This is a genomic window from Gephyromycinifex aptenodytis (assembly GCF_012277275.1).
Lineage (GTDB): Bacteria > Actinomycetota > Actinomycetes > Actinomycetales > Dermatophilaceae > Gephyromycinifex > Gephyromycinifex aptenodytis.
In genome coordinates this window covers 86,676-105,566 of record NZ_CP051155.1, presented here as the reverse complement: position 1 = coordinate 105,566, position 18,891 = coordinate 86,676, and the positions used below count along the sequence as shown (strand labels likewise).

The following is an 18,891-nucleotide window of genomic DNA, read 5'->3' as shown; positions in this document are numbered from 1 at the left end:
TAAAGTCGAGCAGTGGAGTTCACGCTGGCCGATGAGATGTTCCTGCTCGGCACGACGCCGCAGGGGCGACCTGCCTTACGCGACCTGCCGTACCTGGTCACCGGAGCGGCGATGGCGGAGTTGGCCGCCGCCGGGCGGATCGACGCCCCGCGACGCGCGCTGGAGGTGCTGGATCCCTGCCCGGTCGGTGAAGACGTGCTCGACGCTCTTCTGGCACGACTGAACGCGGCCCGTCGCCCCAGGCACCCCTGGCGGTGGATCTACGACGAGAGCCGTGGCGTGTTGCACGCGGAGCGGGAGCGCCTCGCCACCGCCGGAGTGTTGGGCACCGACCACGACGTGGTCGCCGGCTTCCTTCCTCGCACGCGCCACCCTGTGGTTCCCGGCGCGCGCGAACCCATCGTGGAAACCGTTCGCGCGTGCGTTATCGGCAGCGTCGAGCCCGATGAGCGCACCCGTGTCCTGCTCGGTCTGCTGTCGGTGGCCTACCAAGCTCGACGGACGGCGCGGGAGCTTTTCCCCGAACTTCAAGCGGGCGCTTTGCGCGCCCGACTCATTGACCTGGCTGAGCCCACCTGGGTCATTGACGCCACCGCCAACGCGATCCGGCTAGCCGGTGCGCGCCGCTGATCGGGCTGACCGCAGCGTTCGACGGCGCCGTTGCAGAGGCGCTCGGTAGACGCCGCGGCCCCGAACCCATCCTGGGGCCGAGCCGGTTCGATCGATCTGACCCGGGTTTGCCGGGTAAACCCAATAATTTACGAAGTCCTTACAGGCTCAAGGGTTCTCGCGGTAACACATGCGACCGAGCAGCCCAGTAACCTACAGGTGGCCTCTTCAGCCTCCCCCCGGCTGTGACGAGTGCCAAGCGGCCCCGGTCCCCCCCACCGGGGCCGTCACTCGTCTAGTGGCGATGACCTCCCGGCCCGCCCAGTGTCAGCAGCGTCTACGGGGGTGGCCTCTGGCGAAGTTGCATCGGTGCGAGACCGCCCATCCCTCCGGCTGCCGACAGGCCCGCCAGCGCGCGCGTCCCACTGCCTCGGCGGGAAGAACGAGCGCACGAATAACCCGCCGCCGCTGCGACCGCTCCCGGCCTGCGAGGTGCGCGCCATCACCGCGAGCATCACGCGGTGCCCCCACCCGATCACGGATGTGAGTAGTGGACCCCGTCGCCGAGGAAAACCATCTTCTGCACCATCCAATCCGCACCTGGCAAGAAGCAGCGCACCGGGACCGGTGCCGTACGTGCGGCCCGATGGCGCGCCGCTGCGCCGCCCCTCAGCGGATGGTGACCCCACCGGCCGCCAGCGCCTTTTTGACCTCGCCGATGCTCAACTCCCCGAAGTGGAAGACGCTCGCTGCAAGTACGGCGTCAGCACCGGCCTGCACTGCAGGCAGGAAGTGTTCGACACGGCCGGCCCCGCCGCTGGCGATGATCGGCACCTTCACCTCAGCGCGCACCAGTGAGATCAGTTCGATGTCGAAACCGTCTCGGGTGCCGTCGGCGTCCATGGAGTTCAACAGGATCTCGCCAGCGCCACGGCGGGCAGCTTGCGCGCACCACTCCACGGCGTCGATGCCCGTGCCGCGGCGCCCACCGTGGGTAGTTACCTCGAAGCCGCTCTCCGGCTTGGAATGCTCGCTGTCTTCGCGCCACCGTCGCACATCAGCCGAGAGCACCAGCACCTGAGCGCCGAACCTGGCCGCCACCTCGTCGATTACTTCTGGGCGTGCGATTGCGGCAGTGTTGATGCCGACCTTGTCGGCCCCGGCCCGCAGCAGGCGGTCCACGTCCTGCACGGTGCGCACTCCCCCGCCGACAGTGAGCGGGATGAAAACCTGTTCGGCGGTGCTGCGCACGATCTCATAGGTGGTCTCCCGGTCTCCGCTGCTGGCCGTGACATCCAGGAAGGTCAGCTCGTCTGCGCCCTGTTCGTCATAGCGCGCGGCCAGCTCGACCGGATCCCCGGCATCACGAAGATCACGGAAGTTCACGCCTTTGACCACCCGACCGGCGTCGACGTCCAGACAGGGGATAACACGGGTAGCGACACTCACCGCTTCAGTCTAGGTGTGCCCTGGGGGCGGCCAGGGCCGCGGCGAACGACCCACGGGCGAACAGGCCTGCAAACGGGCGCTGCGCACTAGGCGATCAGGCGATAACGGGCCGCCATCGCGCGGCTCCTGACATCTGCTGTCAAGCGCGGGCAGAATGGCCACCATGGATGAGGCTGCCCGGGATGTAGAACTCGCGACTGACAAGCTGTACGCGGATGCGGAGGAGCATCTACGGCCGCTGCACGACGCGATCATCGAGCTGGCGCACGCCCTCACCGATGACGATGACATCACCACCGTGCCGGGCCAGGCAGCCATTGTCCTGGCGCGCGATGGGGCGCCGTTCGCGGCGCTCCGCCCCGGGGCAGAACGGAAACTGGAGGTGGGTCTGCGCTACCCCTGCGGTCCACCTGCCCTGCCCGAGAACGTGGTAGTGAGCAGCTCGGACGGTTTCGCCGCGACCACGCACCGGCTGCACCTGCCCACCGACGCCATGGACGACGACATACGCGACATCGTGCCTTGGCTCGCCGCAGCGTACGACCAGGCCTGAGCCGTGGGGCCGTGGAACCTGGACAACTTCGACCTGCATCCGCGCACCGTCGGGCGCCGGGTGGGGCGCCGCGGGCGGCGTTCCCTGGGCGAACGCCTGGAGCGACTGCGACGACGCTGGTTCTTCATTCTGCAGTGCTCGATTTCGGCCGCGATAGCCTGGTATATCGCCCGTGACGTCCTGCACCACCCACAGCCGTTCTTCGCACCCGTTGCCGCCCTGGTCGCCCTCGGGCAGTCCTACGGGCAACGAATCCAACGCGTGCTCCAGATCGTCGTCGGGGTGGCGATCGGGGTGCTCGTCGGTGACCTCATCGTGGCCGCTCTGGGCTCTGGCTACGCCCAGATGGTGTTCATCATCGCGGCGGCCATGGTGCTGGCCACGCTTCTCGACGCAGGAGTGCTGACCACGACGCAGGCCGGCGTGCAGTCCGCCATCGTCACGATCCTGGTAGCAAGCCCGGGGATGGCCTTCTCGCGCTGGATCGAAGCTGTCGTTGGCGGGATCGTCGCGTTGTTGGCCGCTACGATCACCCCCGCCACCCCGCTTCGGCGACCCCGACAGCACACGGCCGGAATCGTGGCCGAGATGGGGGCCGTCTTCGCAGCAACCGCGACATCGCTGCGCAGCGGCGACCTGGCACTGGCGGAGCAGACCCTGGCCCGGGCGCGCCAGACGGAGCGGTCGCTGGCCACCCTGGAGTCCTTGGCCGACGAGGGACTCTCGGTCATTCGCTCCTCCCCCTTTCGGCGCGGTCACCTGCCAGCGGTGCAGGCCATCGCCGATTTGCTAGAGCCTCTGGACCGCTCCATCCGCAACCTGCGGGTGCTCGTGCGCCGCGCGGCGATCGCGCTGCGCCACGGTGAGGTCGTCCCGAAGGCCTACATCGACATGGTGGCCGAGCTGGGCGAGATCGCACAGGCGATGGCGGGCGACCTGGACCAGCGCACGCTGCCAAACGGTGTACAGCCGGCGCTCTTCGAGCTCGCGGAGCGAACCACCTATGTGGACTCGCACCCCTCGCTGTCCTCAGAGGTGATCCGGGCCCAGGTGCGCTCGATCATCCTCGATCTGCTCATGGTCACCGGTTTGAGTCACGACGAGGCGTTCGCGAGCATCCCCTCCTCATACAGCCTGGACACCGAACCGTTCGAGGAAGCCACCCTGGAGGATGAGGTCATCCACGTCGCCGACCGCGACCCCGCCCCCACGGGCCGCCAGCCGGAATGAGGCCGCTCTGATCGGCTGGGGCTGAACGCTCCGGTTACGGCGCCGGTGACAGCCAGCCCCGTTCGTGGCGCGAAAGTAGGTCCCCAGCAGCGCTGAGGCTAAGGCGCCGAGGGCCCCGCCGAGAGCGCAGCCATCACAACCGGCGCCCCTTTGCGGCACGCCCCCGACCCGGTTGCTATCCCTGCGGTGACCTAACCTGCCCGGCTTTGCGCCCAGGCTCGGTTCAGCTGCGGCGCTGGGGTTCCGTCGCGTCGCCGTGGTGCTGGATCAGCGCTGCCAGACGCGCCGCTTCGGCCCGCCCGTACTCCCCATCGGCTTTCTGCAACGCCATCACCGCGACGGTGTCGGTGTCGGCCAGATCCAGGCTGGCCCACGGCGCGCCCCCACCGAACTGCATCCGCACGATCTCATCCCAAGCCAAGGTGCGGGTCAGCAGCAGGTTGCGCACCACGAGGCCTTGCTTGCTCGGCGTGGCCCGGATCGAACCCAGACGCCACAGGAACCAGGCGATAGCTGCGCCGATGGCCGCGATGAGCAGGCGGTCCGAGATCGCCCAGTCGTCCTTCTGACCTTCTTGACCGGGCACGATGATGGCGCCCAGCAGGAACGTCGCGAACACCACCACAGCGGCCACATAGGCCACGACCCGACCGCGACGAGGCCGGATGAGCGCGTAAGGATTACGTCGCGCGGCAGGGCGTGAGCCTTTGCCCGCCGAGGACGGTTGTGCGCTTCCTTGGCTCATAGCGCTTCTCCTTCGGTGTCGTTCACAGGCGACACGCGGCGATGTCGGTGACCAGGATCCCTCGGGCGCCGAGGGCGTAGAGGGCGTCCATCACTCGGTTCATGCCCTTGCGGCGAACCATCGAACGCACCGCCACAAACTCTTCGTCGCGCAACGGTGAGACCGTGGGCGACTCCAGGCCTGGGGTGATGCGGGCTGCTTCTTCCAGGAGCTCGACCCGAATGTCGTAATCCATCATCACGTACGTGCGCGCGGTGATGACCCCGGAGAGCCGACGATTCAGCACTCGGAGTCGCTCCGCTGCGCCCGGTTCGTCGCGAGCGATCAGCACAGCCTCACTGTGCAGGATGGGCTCCCCGAAGGTCACCAGCCCCTGATTGCGCAAGGTCGTGCCGGTCTCCACAACGTCGGCGATGACGTCGGCCACCCCGAGGGTGATCGAGGTCTCCACCGCACCGTCCAACCGGACGACTTCGGCCTCGATACCGCTCTGCTGCAGGTGGCGACGCACCAGACCGGTGTAGGAGGTGGCGATCCGCTGCCCCGCCAGATCCGTCACGGACTCCGCCACACCTGGACGACCGGCGAAACGGAAGGTGGAACGGGCAAAGCCCAGCGGCAACACCTCCACGGCGTCCGCCCCGGAATCCAACAACAGGTCACGCCCGGTGATCCCGCCGTCCAACGTGCCCGATCCGACGTACACCGCGATATCACGGGGCCGCAGGTAGAAGAACTCGATGTCGTTCTCGGTGTCGGCGAGCACCAACTCCTTGGAGTCGCGCCGAACGACGTACCCCGCCTCCTTGAGCATGAGGGTGGCAGCCTCCGCGAGTGAACCTTTGTTGGGGACGGCGATGCGCAGCATGGTGGCTCTTTCGGACGAGAACGGGCGCGGGTGCAGCTGATAGAGGCGAGCGCGCAGAAAGAAAAGCTCAGAGGTACTGGTAGACGTCTTCCAAGGTCAGGTCCTTGGCCACCATGAGCACAAGCACGTGATAAAGCAGTTGGCTGATCTCCTCCGCAGAGCGCTCATCGCCCTCATGCTCGGCCGCCATCCAGACCTCCGCGGCCTCCTCGACGACCTTCTTTCCGATGAAGTGCACCCCCGCGTCAAGCTCCGTGACGGTGCGCGAACCCTCAGGGCGCGTCGCAGCCTTTTCCTTGACCTCGGCGTACATCTGCTCAAACGTCTTCACGTGTCGCGAGGATATCTGTCATCAGCCCAATTGCAGCACGGGGACCGCATCGCGAACCGGGCCAGGCCTCACAACCGGGTCACCAGCACCGTGAGCGCCCCGATGAGCGAGGCCGCCGTGGCGATACTGCGGGTGCGCTGCTGGTCCAGGTGGCGCACCGTCACTCGGGCTAGCCCGAAACCCAGGAGCATCGCCGGCGCGAACAGCACCGCGGCCCGGATCTGTTGGGGGTCGACGGCGTCGAAGACGAACAACCCTGCCAAGGACAGCAAGGAGCCGATGAAGAAGAAGGCGCTCAGCGTTCCGCGCATCCGCTGCGCCTCCGAGGCGCCCCACACCAGGGCCATCGGGGGCCCACCGACCGAGGTCGCGGTGCCCATCACCCCGGAGAGCAGCCCTGCGGCTAGGACGTTGCGCGTGCGGTTGCGGGGTTGCCAACCGCGCCACGCGAAGAAGGCACCGAGTAACACCGACACCGCAACCAGCAGCGCGAACTCCCGTTGCGGCAGGCGGGCCACCAGCCACGCGCCCAGGACCGTCCCCGGCACCCGGCCACCGATCCCGATGGCGAGGCTACGCAGGTGCACGCCGTGGCGGTCAGCGACCGCGCTGAAGCCCGAGAGCACCAACGCCAGCAGCAGCACCGTCACGGGCAAGAGCGACGGCGCCGCCAGAGCCAGCACCGGCGCCAGGATCATGCCCAGGCCGAAACCGACGCTGCCCTGCAGCCAGGCCGCGATCAGCACCACCATCGCCACCAGGGCCAGCGTCACCGTACTCATGAATCGGAGGCGGCCTCACGCAGAATCACGGCGGTGGTGATGGCGGCCACTGCCGCCTCGTAACCCTTGCTCTCGCGGGCCCCGCTCATGCCGGAGCGGTCCCGGGCCTGGGCCTCGCTCTCGCAGGTGAGCACCCCGAACCCGATGGGGGTGCTGTGGTCCAGCGCGACGCGGGTCAGACCTGAGGTCACGCCCTGGGCCACGAACTCGAAGTGCGGGGTGCCGCCGCGGATGATGACCCCGAGCGCGACGATCGCGTCGTAGTTGGGCGCCAGCGCCGCGCACACCACGGGCAGTTCGAAACTGCCCGGTACCCGCACCACCTCGACCTCCTCGACCTTGGCCTCCTTCAATGCCGTACGGGCGCCCTCCAGCAGCCCGGTCATGAAGTCCTCGTGCCAGTGCGCCGCGACGACGGCAACGCGCAGGCCAGAGCCGTCAACGCTGAGTTCGGGAGAACCGGAGCCGCTCATGAGTGTCCTTTCGCGGGCGCAACGACCAGGTCGTGGCCCATCCTCAACTGTTTGGTGCGCAAGTAGCGCTCGTTCTCAGGCAGGGGCGGGATGCGTAGCGGGTGGGAGCCGACGACGTTGAGTCCGTCGCGGCGCAGCCCCTCGGACTTGGCCGGGTTGTTCGAGACCAAAGTGATCGAGTCGATGCCCAGGTCGCGCAGGATCGCCGCCGCTGCGCCGTATTCCCGGGCGTCCACCGGCAGGCCCAGCTCGGTCTGGGCATCGACGGTGTCGAAACCGCGGTCTTGCAACTCATAGGCCGCCAGTTTGGCCAACAGTCCGACCCCGCGCCCCTCTTGACCGCGCAAGTAGATGACGGCGCCGTGTTCCTTGGCCACCAGCGCCATGGCCGCCTGCAGTTGCGGGCCGCAGTCGCAGCGACGCGATCCGAGAGCGTCACCGGTCAAGCATTCCGAATGGACCCGGACAAGCACGGGCGCGTCGTCGGCACCTGGCGGGCGCAGCCCGACGGGACTGATCAGGGCCAGGTGTTCGGCCTGCGTCACCAGGTCGCGGTAACCCACCAGCTCGAAGACGCCGTAGTCGGTGGGCAGTCGGGTGCTGGCGGTGCGAACCACGCGGTCATGCCGAGTTCGCCACTGCCGAAGATCGGCCACGGTGATGACGGGCAACTCGAACCGGGCACCCAGTTCCAGAACGGCTGGGGCCCGCATCATCGTGCCGTCGTCATGGACGAGTTCGCCGATCCCACCCACCGGTGACAGTCCGGCCAGACGGCACAGATCTACGCTGGCTTCGGTGTGCCCCGCGCGTTCGAGCACCCCACCGGGGCGTGCCCGCAACGGCACCATGTGCCCGGGCCGGATCAGGTCCGAGGGCAGCGCCTCAGGGTCGGCCAATACCCGCAGCGTGTGGGCTCGATCGGCGGCGCTGATTCCGGTGGAAACACCAGAGGCCGCATCGCAGGTGATGGTGTACGCCGTGCGGCGCGGGTCCTGGTTGTCCGTGACCATCGGCGGCAGATCGAGCCGGTCGGCCACCGCATCGGTCATGGGGGCGCAGATATAACCCGAGGAGTGGCGGATCGTCCACGCCATCCATTCCTCGGTCAGCGTCTGCGCCGCAAGGACGACGTCGCCCTCGTTCTCCCGGCCAACATCGTCGAGGACGAGCACCGGCCGTCCTTGGCGTAGCGCGTCCAGGGCTTCTTCGATCGTGCCAAACCCGTTCATAAATTCACCGTCTCAGCCTCGATACCGACCTCGATCTTCTCCTCGCGGGCGGCCGCCCGCCACACGAGGAAGCCATAGACGACCAGCCCGCCGTAGATCGCGTAGAGCACCGCCGAGGGGTAGTAGTGCGAGTGCCACAGCAACGGAACCCCGACTAGGTCCACGGCGATCCAGGCCAGCCAGAAGTCGGTCCACCCGCGTGCCATGGCGTAGGTGGCCACGATGGAGCCGACGAAGATCCAGGCGTCGGTCCAGTAGTACCAACGCGGCGCCGGCCAGCCGGCCCCTACCGCGGCGAAGACGCCCTGCATGACCAGCACGCCGACCAGGGCCGCCATCAGGTAGCCCCAACGCTCGCGAGTGCTGGCCCAGCGAGGGGTGATGGCCGGTTCTTCGGGTCCACGTTCGGCTTTGCTCTGGTTCCACCGCCACCAGCCGTAGAGGCTGGTCAGGATGAAGAACACCTGCCGGAACGCCTGCCCGTACAGCGGATGGCGCCCGTCGGGCAGCGCGAAGGCCGCCCCGAAGAAGACGGTGAACAAGATGGTGTTGCCGATGATGCCGACCGGCCAGGCCCACACCCGCCGTCGCAGGCCGCCGATGGCCGAGGCGAAGCCGAAACCGTTGCCGATGATCTCGCGCCAGTACAACGGGTAGCCGCCGACATCGACCGAGGCGTTGAACAGGTCCAGCAATGAGCTGCTCACGCCGGCCGCCCGGGCTGCCCCGCACTGCGCGGAAAGCTCAAAAGCCGCTCGACGTACTTGGCCAGCACGTCCACCTCAAGGTTGACGCGCTCACCCACCGCGCGGGTCCCCAGCGTGGTCACGTCCAAGGTGGTGGGGATGAGGCTGACCGAGAAACCGTCCTCATGCACTGCGCTGACCGTCAGCGAGACCCCGTCCACAGTGATCGAACCCTTGAGCACGACATAGCGCATGAGCTCCGGCGGGGCGCAGATCCGCACCAGTTCCCAGCGCTGGCCGGGGGTGCGGGCGGCGATCCTTCCGGTACCGTCCACGTGCCCTTGCACGATGTGACCGCCCAGGCGGGACTCCAAGCTGATCGCCCGCTCCAGGTTGACCGCGGAACCGACCTGAAGCTCGCCGAGGCTGCTGCGGTTCAGGGTCTCGGCCATGACGTCCACGCTGAACACCTCACCGTCGCAGGTCACCACGGTCAAGCAGACACCGTTGACGCTGACCGATTCGCCGTGCACGGTGTCGCTCGTGACCAGCGGCCCCTTGATCCTGATGACGGCGGACTCCGAGCCCACCTCCAGGTCGACGACCTCGCCGAGTTCCTCGACTATTCCGGTGAACATCAGCAGCTCTCCTTGGGTGTGTGACGCCGTGGCGTGGCAATGACACGAATGTCTCGGCCCAGTTGGGTGACGTCGGTGGGGATCAAGCGGACGGTGTCCTCGATGGTGGTGATGCCCAGGTCACCCAGGCTGCCCGCCCCGGCACCCAGCAGCGCCGGCGCCAGATAGGCGACCACCTCATCGATGAGGCCCTCCCGGAGCAGGGCGGCGGCCAGGGTGGGCCCACCTTCACAGAAGACGTGCCGGACCTCCCGCGCGGCCAGTTCGGCCAGCGCCGCAGCCGGGTCCCGGGTGGGCAGCAGCAGTGTGGGCGCCTCGTCGCTGCGCACCCGGGCATCGGCCCGGATCTGCGGGCAGCGCTGCCCCATCACCACTCGCAACGGTTGCCGCTGAGCCAATTCACCGTCCGGGCCGCGTACCGTCAACGCCGGGTCATCGGTGAGCACCGTGCCGGTACCGACCATCACCGCACCGCAACGCGCCCGACGAGCATGCACATCCGCCCGGGCGGCATCCCCGGTGATCCAACGACTGGTTCCGTCCGCCGCGGCGACGCGCCCGTCCAGCGTCGAAGCGAACTTCCAGGTGACGAACGGCCGGCCGGTGATCAAGGCGTGGCTCCACTCCCGATTCAAAGCTCGAGACTCCTGCGCCAACAACCCCTCAACCACTTCCACCCCGTGGCGTCGCAACGTCTCCAACCCGCCGCGGGCGATGGGGTTCGGATCGCGGGAGGCGACCACGACCCGCACGATGCCGGCCTCGATCAGCGCCTGAGCGCACGGTGGGGTCCGACCGGTGTGATTACACGGTTCCAAGGAGACGTAACAGGTGCCGCCGCGGGCGGCTGGGCCTGCGGCGGCCAACGCCTGCGCCTCGGCGTGCGGGGTCCCGGCCCCGCCATGGAACCCCTCACCCGCGACGTGAGCCTGCGCATCCAGGATCACGGCGCCGACGCGCGGATTCGGATCAGCCTGCGGCCCCTGGGCCGCCAGCGCGAAAGTGCGTCGCAGCATCAGCACATCTCGCATCGCTGACCCGCTCACAGCCGCCTCCTCGTCGTCATTCGAGGTGACCCGGGGCAGGAACAGGGAAGGTCGCGGCGACGCCAGGGCTGCACAAAGATGTGCGCAGCCTCGGGCGCGCGTGCTGCCTCCCATCCGGACTTTCACCGTCGGTCTTGGAATTTCACCAAGTCAACCGTCCGTTCGAAGATCTCGATCGGGCGGGTCGCGGACTATAACCGCCGGCTCGGAATTACACCGACCCCGGAGCACGTGCCCCCAGTATGCACCCGTGGGTGCTGATAGGGATCGAACGGGTGGCCCCACCGGCCGAAACGGCCCGGGCTGCTCAGCGGTGAACGCAGGACGTCGCCAACGCACGCAGTTCATCCACGGCCTGTGCGGCGTTCTGGGCCCCGTAGACAGCCGACCCTGCAACGAACACATCGGCACCAGCCTGGGCGCACTGCTCGATGGTGGCAGCGCTGACGCCGCCGTCGACCTGGATCCAGATCTCGCCGCCATGGCGGCGCACCGATTCGCGTACCGCCCTGACCTTCTCCATCTGCTCGGCCATGAAGGACTGACCACCGAAGCCGGGTTCCACAGTCATCACCAGAACCATGTCGAGTTCGGGGAGCAGTTCTGCATACGGCGCCCACGGCGTACCCGGTTTCAGGGCCATTGAGGCCCTGGCCCCCTGGGCGCGGATGTTGCGGGCCAATTGCACCGGGTCGTGGGCGGCCTCCACATGGAAGGTCACCGACTTTGCTCCCGCCTCGGCGTAAGGGGGCGCCCACCGGTCAGGGTCCTGAATCATCAGGTGGCAGTCGATCGGCACCGGGCTGACCTTCAGCAGCGATTCCACCACCGGCAGACCCAGGGTCAGGTTAGGCACGAAATGCGCGTCCATCACGTCCACGTGGGCCCAGTCGGCGTTCTTCACCGCCTCGAGTTCTGCCTGAAGGTTCGCAAAGTCCGCCGAGAGGATGCTGGGTGAGATCTGCACATGGTCACCCTAGTGCGGACCCACCCAACCCCGCTCAGAGCTGGGCGAACCTCAGATGGCGCGGTTCAGGTCTGCTCCAAAACACTGCGGGTGACGGCGTTCTGCTCGGTCAGCACCCCGGAGATGATGTTCTGGGCCTCGTTGATGCGCTGCACCGTCTCGGCGACCTGGTGCAGGGCGTTCACGACGCTGCCGGCATCGGTCTGGATCGCCGACACTTTCGCATCGACTTCTTCGGTGGCCTTGGCGGTCTCGCGGGCCAAGTCCTTGACCTCGTTGGCCACGACCGCGAATCCCTTACCGGCCTCGCCTGCCCGGGCGGCCTCGATGGTGGCGTTCAGGGCGAGCAGGTTCGTCTGTTCCGCGATGCCGGTGATGACCTTCACGACATTGCCGATCTGAACGCTGCTGGTGTTCAACCGCGCCACGATGACGCTGGCGTCCTCGGTGATCGTCTGGGCCTCGTTGGCCACGTCGGAGGCTTGCAGGACATTGCGCTCGACCTCGGTGATCGAGGTCATCAACTCTTCACCGGCGTGCCGGGTGCGCGCGGCAGCCCGGTGCCGTTCCACAGCGTTGGACAGCAGGAAGGCCGTGTTCGTCAGCGCCTTCTCCCGGTCGGCGGTCAGCTCGATCTGCCGGGTGGTGAAGAAGTCGATGGTGCCGACGACCTGGCCGTCGCAGGTAACCGGCATCGACACCCCGGATTTGACGCCGGCGCGCTGGGCAGCCGGAGCTCGCACACAGTCGGTGACCAGGCCGATGTCGGGCTCGAAGACCAATGCTCGGGTCGACCAGGTTCGACCGGCCAGGCCGACCCCCTCAGCGAAGGTCGCCTCCCGGGTGACCTGCCGGAACTCCTCACCGGCGCTACCGGACTCGTAGGCGTTGCGCAGCACCCGCTCGTTGGCGTCCACCGCCCAGAACGATCCGTACTCCCAGCCGAACTCGGCGCGCACGGTGTCCAGAGCGCTCTGGATCGCTTCCCGCTCACTGCCGCTCAAGGAGACCTTGTGGACGACCTCGTTGATCGCCGCCATGTCCTTGTCGGTCTCGGCCCGTCGTTCAGCGGCCAACACCCGCTCCAACGACTGCGACACGAGCTTGCCCACGGTGCTCAGCACAGTGATGCGGATGGGCCCGGGGGTGTGCTCCGGGTCGGCCATGAAGTCCATCGTGCCCACTACTCGGCCGTCCTGGAACAGCGGGAACGCCACGGCAGAGAGCACACCGCTGCGACTGGCGACGGGGGCACGCACACAGTCACGCACCTCGCCCAGGTCGGGGACGAACACCAGTTTCCCGTCGCTCCACGCTCGCCCGGCAAGGCCCACACCATGGGGGAAGGAGGCGGACTGGGTCACGGTGCGGAACTCGGGACCGACCTGACCGGATTCCTGCCGGAAGACAAGGGCCTTGGTGGCCGGATCGACCCACCAGCACGAGGCATACATCATGTGGAATGCCTCACGCACCACGTCAAGGGCCGTCTGCACGACTGTTCCGGGGGTGGTTGCTTTGGCGAGTCGGTCGGTGACCGTGTCAAGTGCCTCTACGTAGTGGACCAATTCGTCCTGCTGCGTAGTGGACACGCCGGTGTCTTTGGCGCGTGATCGGGGCAACTTCATGCCGGGGGTCCGTTCCTCTCCTTCAGCGCCCGCAAAGATCCAGGCACTCCTCTGCGGGCTATCCGCTCGCCATCGCCCTCATCGGCGATCAAGACCGCGATTGGAGGGATCGAGAGCAGTTGGTGGAACAGGAATGAAGTTTTTTCTTCGCCCGAGCCGGCCCGGGGTGCGCCTGCCCTCAACCCTTTCGGGTTCCGGCCTCCGTCTCGGCGGCGCTTTCGCGGCGGCGCAGCAGGGCAAGGAACATGGCGTCGGTGCCGTGCAGGTGCGGCCACATCTGGGCGAACGGGCCGGGACCGAGGTGCTCCAGCGGACTCAACGCCACTGCGTTGAGGTGATCGCGGGCATCCAAGAACTCCACATCCCCGCGTTCGGCGACGACGTCGCCGACGACGACCTGGGTCTCGGCCGGGTGGGGGGTGCAGGTGGCGTAGCCGATGATCCCCCCCGGTGCCGTCGCCTCGATGGCCGAGGTCAGCAGCTCCCGCTGCAAGATCGACAACTCGGCCACGTCCGAGGGTTCCCGGCGCCAGCGTGCCTCGGGACGTCGGCGCAACGCGCCCAAACCCGTGCACGGCGCATCCAGCAGCACCAGGTCGAACGAGGACGGCTCTTCCTCACCGATCTGGCGACCGTCACCGACACCGACGAGCACATCGGCCCCGGCATCGACCGCAGCCCGGACCGCGCTGTGAACCAACTCGGCCCGGTGCTCGGCAACCTCGTTGGCGAAGACGGTGGCGTCCGATTCGATGGCGGCCGCTGCGAGCAACGCGACCTTGCCACCGGGGCCGGCGCACAGATCGAGCCAACGTGGCCGCTGCGTCCCCGGCCCGGCCTTGTCGTAAGCATCCAGCAGGGCGAGCACGAGCAGCTGAGAACCCTCGTCCTGGGCCGCGGCGCGACCCTGGCGCACCGCCGGGATGCGACCCGGGTCCCCACCGTGGGTGAGGACGGCGGCGGTGGGGCAGATCGAGGATCGGCTGGCACCGGCCTCTTCGAGTTCACTGATCTCGGCCAGCCCGGGGCGGGCAACGAGCGCCACGTCGGCCGGGGTGTTGTGGGCGTGAAGCAGGTCCAACAGGTCCGCGTCCACGCTCTGGGGGGTGCTGGCCTCATGCGCCAGCAACGCAGCCCGCAACGCCCGAACCACCCAGGCGGGGTGGCTGCGGGCCACGGCCACATCGGCCAGGTCGGTGGGTGCCTCGAAGGCCACCTCGGAGTCACCGTGGGAACCGGCCCGTCGACCTGCTCCCGGGGCCAGGATGCTCAACCACTCGCTGAGGCTCTTCTCGCTGATCCGGCGCAAGACCGCGTTGACGAACCCCGCCGCGCCTGCCCCCACCGCGTCTCGGGCCAGCGCCACCGTCTCGGCGACGGCTGCGTGGGCCGGCACCCGCATGCCGAGCAGCTGGTGGGCGCCCAGACGCAAGACGTCGAGCACCGGGGCGTCGATGGCCGCGGTCTCCCGCCCGGCGCAGCGCGAAATGAGCGGATCGTACAGGCCACGCATCCGGCACACCCCGTACACCAGCTCGGTAGCGAAGGCGGCATCGCGTCGGTCCAGCTCCGTGCGGCGCAGCCGCCGCGGTAATTCCAGGTTGGCGTAGGCGCCGCCGTCTACTGCCCGCAGCGTCTCGAAGGCGATGTGGCGGGCGGCGTCGGCGCGCCGGGAACGTTGTGAAGGCGCCTGAGCCGAGCGCTTGGCGGGGTCCCGGTCTCGCGCCGCCCCGCCGTGGCTGACGCGACCGCTTCCGCCGCGCGTCGGCCGGCTGGGATCACGCTCGGGCTCCCGCTGGCTTGCGCGTGCTCCGTTGTCGTCGTCCTGCATCATCGGCTGAACCTCTCGCCTTCCACGCGCACACCGCGTGCCCAATCCGCTGCGTCCATCGGTTTCTTGCCTTGGGGTTGGACCAGCCCCAGTCGGACCAGGCCGTCTCCGGTGCTCACCTGCACGGTTCGTTTGTCCGCAGTGATCCGGCCCGGATCGCCGCCGGGCGCCTGCCCAGGCAGGGGGGTGAGCGGGTACAACTTCAGGCGCTGGCCCCGGAACGTCGTCCAGGCCCCGGGAGCCGGGGTGCAGCCGCGAACCAACGCGTCGATGCGCCCTGAAGTGGCCGCCCAATCCACCTCGGCGTCGGCCACGGTGATCTTGGGCGCGTGGCTGATCCCGCTCTGGGCTTGCGGGACGAACTGTGCGGTCCCGGCGGCTATCGCCTCCAAGCCCTGAAGCAGTAACGCGGCACCCTCTCGGGCGAGGCGATCGAGCAACTCTCCTGCCGATTCGCGCTCCCCGATGGGGGTGCGCAGTTCCCCGAGCACCGGGCCGGTGTCCAGGCCTTGCTCCAGCTGGAACACGCAGGCTCCAGTGTGGCTCTCACCGGCGATGATCGCGTGCTGCACCGGGGCGGCGCCCCGCCACGCCGGCAGCAGCGAGAAATGCAGGTTGAGCCACCCGTGCGCCGGGATGGCCAACGCAGCCGGCGGCACCAGGTTGCCGTAGGCGACCACCGGGCAGGCGTGGGGAGACAACTGCGCCAGCTGGGCGAGGAACTCGGGGTCGCTGACGCGCTGCGGCGTGAGTACCTCGATGCCAGCCGCCAGCGCTGCCTCTTTGACCGGGCTGGGGCGCAAGCTGCGACCGCGACCCACCCGGGCGTCGGGGCGGGTGAGCACGGCCACAACCTCATGCGATGAGTCGAGCAGGGCCTGCAAGCTCGGCAACGCCACCTCAGGGGTGCCGGCGAAGACGAGGCGCATCAGCTGAGCCGTCCCGTGTGCGGGCTGAGCTTGACCACCGGTGGACCGCCGGCCCAGTCCGCACTGCGGATGGCCTTCAGCGCTCGGCGACGCTCGTAGGTGTCGAGTCGGTCGATGAACAGCACCCCGTCAAGGTGGTCGGTCTCGTGCTGGAAACAGCGCGCCAGCAACTCAGTGCCGACGATCCGTACCGGCTCCCCATATTGATCGACACCGTTGGCGACGGCGCGGGGCGCGCGAGGGGTAAGCGCCGCCACCCCGGGGATGGACAGACACCCTTCTTCTTCACATTCGGCTTCGCCGGAGAGTTCCAAGCGGGGGTTGATGACGTGCCCGAGCACCCCGTCGACGTAGTACGTGAACACCCGCAGCCCCACCCCGATCTGCGGCGCCGCCAGACCGACGCCCGGTGCCTCCCGCATGGTCTCGGTGAGGTCCGCGACCAACTGCCGCAGCTCGGCGTCGAAGGTGCTGACCTCCACGGCAGGGGTGCGAAGTACTTCGTCGCCGATGAGGCGGATGTCCTGGATCGTCACACGGGTCCTTCGAGGCGTTTCAGCCGGCATCTCCGGCATCGACCTACGAGCCTACGCGCTCGCGGCCCAGGCAACTCCACTCCACCGCGCCCGCGCATAGCGGCTCGCCGCGACCGCTGAACGGCAGCTACGGCCCTACGTCGGCAGCCCCGATACGAACCGCGACCTGGTCAGGCTCTTTGCGGGCGCTGCGGCCCCGCCTCATCGCCCAAAGCGCCCGAGTGGCGGCGGGCGCCTGGCTCAACGGCGCCCGCAGCAGCAGATGCACCTCGTCCTGGCTGATGGGTAGCGGCCCGAGCCGCTCGATGGTCGGCACCGCCTCGGCGACCTCCTCACCGGCGGCTCGTACTGCCCGTACCGGCCCGGTGAGCCGGGCCATCCAGACGCACGGCGGCAAGGACAGTTCCGCGCGCTCGGCGAGTTCACGAGCGGCAAACCACTCTGGGGCCCAGCGCACCAGGGCCTCCACCACTGGCAGCGTCGTGTGCTGCGGCGCCCCGGCAAGCACCACAACCCCACCGCAGGAGGCCGGGCGGGTCAGTGCGGCGGCGCTCAACCACCGGCGAAGGGCTTCCTCGCCCGCGTCCAGACGCGGCCGGTCCAGACCGGCCCAGGCGTCCAGCAGCAAGGTCGCCGCGTAGCCGCCCTCGGCGGGGGGCTCCGCCCCCGGAGTGGCGATCACCAACGCGCTCTCCGCGCCGACATGCCTCAACACTTCGGGGGCGCCCGAGGTGCGCACCAGGACGCCGGGGAAAGCGCGCCCGAGCTCTTCAGCGGTGCGCCGCGAACCCACGACGCTGCTGCGCAGCCGGGGCGAGCCGCACTGGTCACAGCGGAACTCCCGCGGAATCGCCCCGCACCAACGACAGCTCGGCGGCTGCTGCGGCCCCGCCAGTGCCAACGGCCCGTGACAGGCCGGGCAGCGTGCCGGGGCACGGCATTCCTGACATGAGAGTGAAGGCAGGTAACCGCGCCGTGGAACCTGAACCAAGACCGGACCCGCGGCCAAGCCCGCCTGCGCCGCCCGCCACGCCGCCGAGGGCAGGTGCGCCCGCGCCCCCGGTCCGTCGCGTTCCAGGTCGTGGCCCTCACCCACCACGTGCACGCGGGCTACGGCGCGCCGTTCGGCCGGTTCCGGCAGGATTTCGCGGGCGGGGCCCTGCTCCAACCACCACGCCATGGCGGTCGAGCGGGCAAAACCGCCCATCAGCAATGCCGCGCCGGCTTCCCTGGCTCGAATGGCCAGGACGTCTCGCACGTGCGCGTATGGAGCGCGCGGTTCGCTGTGCAGGTCGTCCCCGTCGTCCCAACACACCAGCAGGCCTAGGTTGTGCACCGGCGCATAGGCCGCCGCCCGCGTCCCGACCACGCACCGCACATGATCCCGGAGAACCTTCAAGAAGGCGGTGTACCGAGCCTGCGGACCTTGATCCGCGGTCAAGCGGACGTGTCTGCCCCGCCCCAAGGCGGCGGTCAACGCAACCTCGACGCGCTCGACATCCCGATGGTCGGGGACCACGATGATGACACCCCGCCCGGCTTGCAAGCCCGCCTGGGCGGCCTGTGCCAGCGACGCCGGCCAATCCAGTTCCGGATCGGGGCTCGGCGATGCCGACCACACCGCCCACGGCGCCTCACCCGCGGCCATCCGGCGCAGGAACGACGGCCCGGCGGGATAACGTGCCCACGCTCGGGGCGGGTCCTGGCGAGGCGGCAACGGCTCACCCGGCTCAGCGGTGAGCGGCAACGCCTTCTCGGCCGTGGCGTGTCGAGGCGGGACCGCCAGACGCAGCACATCCCCCAGCGAACCGGCATGCGAGTCGGCCACCGCCCGGGCGACGCGCAGCACCTCGGGGGTGAGGACCGCTTCCCCGGTCACGACCCGGCGCAGCGCCGTCAGCCGGCCCGGATGTTCGGGGGAGGTTCGCCGTTGCACGATGAAGCCGTCCACGTCCCGGCCTGCGAACCGCGCCTTCACCCGCACTCCCGGCGCTGCGGCCTCGTCGAGTTCCGGCGGGACCAGGTACTCGAACGGCCGATCCAGGTGCGGCAGAGGCACGTCCACCACGACCACAGCTACCGGCTCGTGCAACGAGGCCGAGGCACCCAGCGTGTTGCCCGCCGCGTGCGGGGTCTGCTCCGGCACGACAACCAGCTCAGCGGGGATGGGTACTCCCACCTCGCTGCCCTTCCCGTTGCTGGCCATGACACGGTTGTACAGGATCGGCCCGACAGCGCGCTGGACCGGTCGGCTGGGTGCCTGCGCTCAGGCCACCCGTGGCGGGTCGGATCGGGCCGACCCGCAGCCGCCGTGCGCCAACGCCAAGGGCCGGTGCGAGGTCTCCCCCGGCACCGGCC

The 18,891-nt window shown here is 68.8% G+C and carries 19 protein-coding genes and 1 riboswitch; of the genes, 3 read left to right on the top strand and 16 right to left on the bottom strand.

Going from position 1 to position 18,891, the window contains the following annotated elements:
* The first annotated feature begins 12 nt into the window (after window positions 1–12).
* Window positions 13–630, top strand: coding sequence for a GOLPH3/VPS74 family protein (locus G9V96_RS00440; RefSeq protein ID WP_168581272.1), 618 nt, complete (start codon window positions 13–15; stop codon window positions 628–630).
* A gap of 648 nt (window positions 631–1,278) precedes the next feature.
* Here the strand turns inward: G9V96_RS00440 and hisF are convergent.
* On the bottom strand, window positions 1,279–2,058 hold the full coding sequence (hisF, locus tag G9V96_RS00435; protein WP_168581271.1) for an imidazole glycerol phosphate synthase subunit HisF: 780 nt from the start codon (window positions 2,056–2,058) through the stop codon (window positions 1,279–1,281).
* A 163-nt stretch (window positions 2,059–2,221) separates the two neighbouring features.
* Here hisF and G9V96_RS00430 point away from each other — a divergent pair, with 163 nt between their 5' ends.
* Window positions 2,222–2,611 (top strand): DUF5655 domain-containing protein, encoded by a 390-nt coding sequence (locus tag G9V96_RS00430; protein WP_168581270.1) that lies wholly within the window; start codon window positions 2,222–2,224, stop codon window positions 2,609–2,611.
* A 3-nt stretch (window positions 2,612–2,614) separates the two neighbouring features.
* A complete protein-coding gene (locus G9V96_RS00425) occupies window positions 2,615–3,841 on the top strand; it encodes an FUSC family protein (protein WP_226913349.1) in 1,227 nt (408 codons plus the stop codon).
* 223 nt (window positions 3,842–4,064) lie between these two features.
* On the opposite strand, the gene G9V96_RS00420 is transcribed toward G9V96_RS00425, so the two are convergent.
* From G9V96_RS00420 to G9V96_RS00350, 15 genes are all read right to left on the bottom strand, one after another.
* The gene (locus G9V96_RS00420; RefSeq protein ID WP_168581269.1) at window positions 4,065–4,586 is read right to left on the bottom strand and encodes a PH domain-containing protein; all 522 of its coding nucleotides are present in this window, start codon (window positions 4,584–4,586) and stop codon (window positions 4,065–4,067) included.
* 22 nt (window positions 4,587–4,608) lie between these two features.
* Window positions 4,609–5,454: an ATP phosphoribosyltransferase gene (gene hisG / locus G9V96_RS00415; RefSeq protein WP_168581268.1), complete on the bottom strand. Its 846-nt coding sequence runs from the start codon at window positions 5,452–5,454 to the stop codon at window positions 4,609–4,611.
* A 67-nt stretch (window positions 5,455–5,521) separates the two neighbouring features.
* Complete coding sequence (locus G9V96_RS00410) at window positions 5,522–5,785, bottom strand: phosphoribosyl-ATP diphosphatase (RefSeq protein ID WP_168581267.1); 264 nt, start codon at window positions 5,783–5,785, stop codon at window positions 5,522–5,524.
* Between the two features lie 68 nt (window positions 5,786–5,853).
* Entirely contained in the window at window positions 5,854–6,567 is a 714-nt protein-coding gene (locus tag G9V96_RS00405) for a sulfite exporter TauE/SafE family protein (protein WP_168581266.1), read from the bottom strand.
* Entirely contained in the window at window positions 6,564–7,040 is a 477-nt protein-coding gene (gene ribH / locus G9V96_RS00400; RefSeq protein WP_168581265.1) for a 6,7-dimethyl-8-ribityllumazine synthase, read from the bottom strand. Before ribH ends, G9V96_RS00405 begins: the two co-directional genes overlap by 4 nt.
* Window positions 7,037–8,272: a 3,4-dihydroxy-2-butanone-4-phosphate synthase gene (ribB, locus tag G9V96_RS00395; protein WP_168581264.1), complete on the bottom strand. Its 1,236-nt coding sequence runs from the start codon at window positions 8,270–8,272 to the stop codon at window positions 7,037–7,039. Before ribB ends, ribH begins: the two co-directional genes overlap by 4 nt.
* Window positions 8,269–8,979, bottom strand: a complete 711-nt coding sequence (pnuC, locus tag G9V96_RS00390; RefSeq protein ID WP_168581263.1) for a nicotinamide riboside transporter PnuC — start codon at window positions 8,977–8,979, stop codon at window positions 8,269–8,271. Before pnuC ends, ribB begins: the two co-directional genes overlap by 4 nt.
* Window positions 8,976–9,596 carry a riboflavin synthase gene (locus G9V96_RS00385; protein WP_168581262.1) on the bottom strand — a complete coding sequence of 207 codons (621 nt, stop codon included), beginning with the start codon at window positions 9,594–9,596 and terminating at the stop codon, window positions 8,976–8,978. The genes pnuC and G9V96_RS00385 overlap by 4 nt, the downstream gene beginning before the upstream one ends.
* Window positions 9,596–10,627 (bottom strand): bifunctional diaminohydroxyphosphoribosylaminopyrimidine deaminase/5-amino-6-(5-phosphoribosylamino)uracil reductase RibD, encoded by a 1,032-nt coding sequence (gene ribD / locus G9V96_RS00380; RefSeq protein WP_168583749.1) that lies wholly within the window; start codon window positions 10,625–10,627, stop codon window positions 9,596–9,598. Before ribD ends, G9V96_RS00385 begins: the two co-directional genes overlap by 1 nt.
* Window positions 10,628–10,739: 112 nt before the next feature.
* Window positions 10,740–10,876, bottom strand: a riboswitch (FMN riboswitch).
* A 73-nt stretch (window positions 10,877–10,949) separates the two neighbouring features.
* Window positions 10,950–11,609, bottom strand: a complete 660-nt coding sequence (gene rpe, locus G9V96_RS00375) for a ribulose-phosphate 3-epimerase (protein WP_168581261.1) — start codon at window positions 11,607–11,609, stop codon at window positions 10,950–10,952.
* A 65-nt stretch (window positions 11,610–11,674) separates the two neighbouring features.
* Window positions 11,675–13,237, bottom strand: coding sequence for a methyl-accepting chemotaxis protein (locus G9V96_RS00370; RefSeq protein WP_168581260.1), 1,563 nt, complete (start codon window positions 13,235–13,237; stop codon window positions 11,675–11,677).
* 178 nt (window positions 13,238–13,415) lie between these two features.
* Window positions 13,416–15,071, bottom strand: coding sequence for an RsmB/NOP family class I SAM-dependent RNA methyltransferase (locus tag G9V96_RS00365; protein WP_226913348.1), 1,656 nt, complete (start codon window positions 15,069–15,071; stop codon window positions 13,416–13,418).
* On the bottom strand, window positions 15,068–15,997 hold the full coding sequence (gene fmt, locus G9V96_RS00360) for a methionyl-tRNA formyltransferase (RefSeq protein ID WP_168581259.1): 930 nt from the start codon (window positions 15,995–15,997) through the stop codon (window positions 15,068–15,070). The genes G9V96_RS00365 and fmt overlap by 4 nt, the downstream gene beginning before the upstream one ends.
* On the bottom strand, window positions 15,997–16,533 hold the full coding sequence (def, locus tag G9V96_RS00355) for a peptide deformylase (protein ID WP_168581258.1): 537 nt from the start codon (window positions 16,531–16,533) through the stop codon (window positions 15,997–15,999). Before def ends, fmt begins: the two co-directional genes overlap by 1 nt.
* Window positions 16,534–16,660: 127 nt before the next feature.
* On the bottom strand, window positions 16,661–18,739 hold the full coding sequence (locus G9V96_RS00350; protein ID WP_168581257.1) for a primosomal protein N' family DNA-binding protein: 2,079 nt from the start codon (window positions 18,737–18,739) through the stop codon (window positions 16,661–16,663).
* Window positions 18,740–18,891 lie beyond the last annotated feature (152 nt).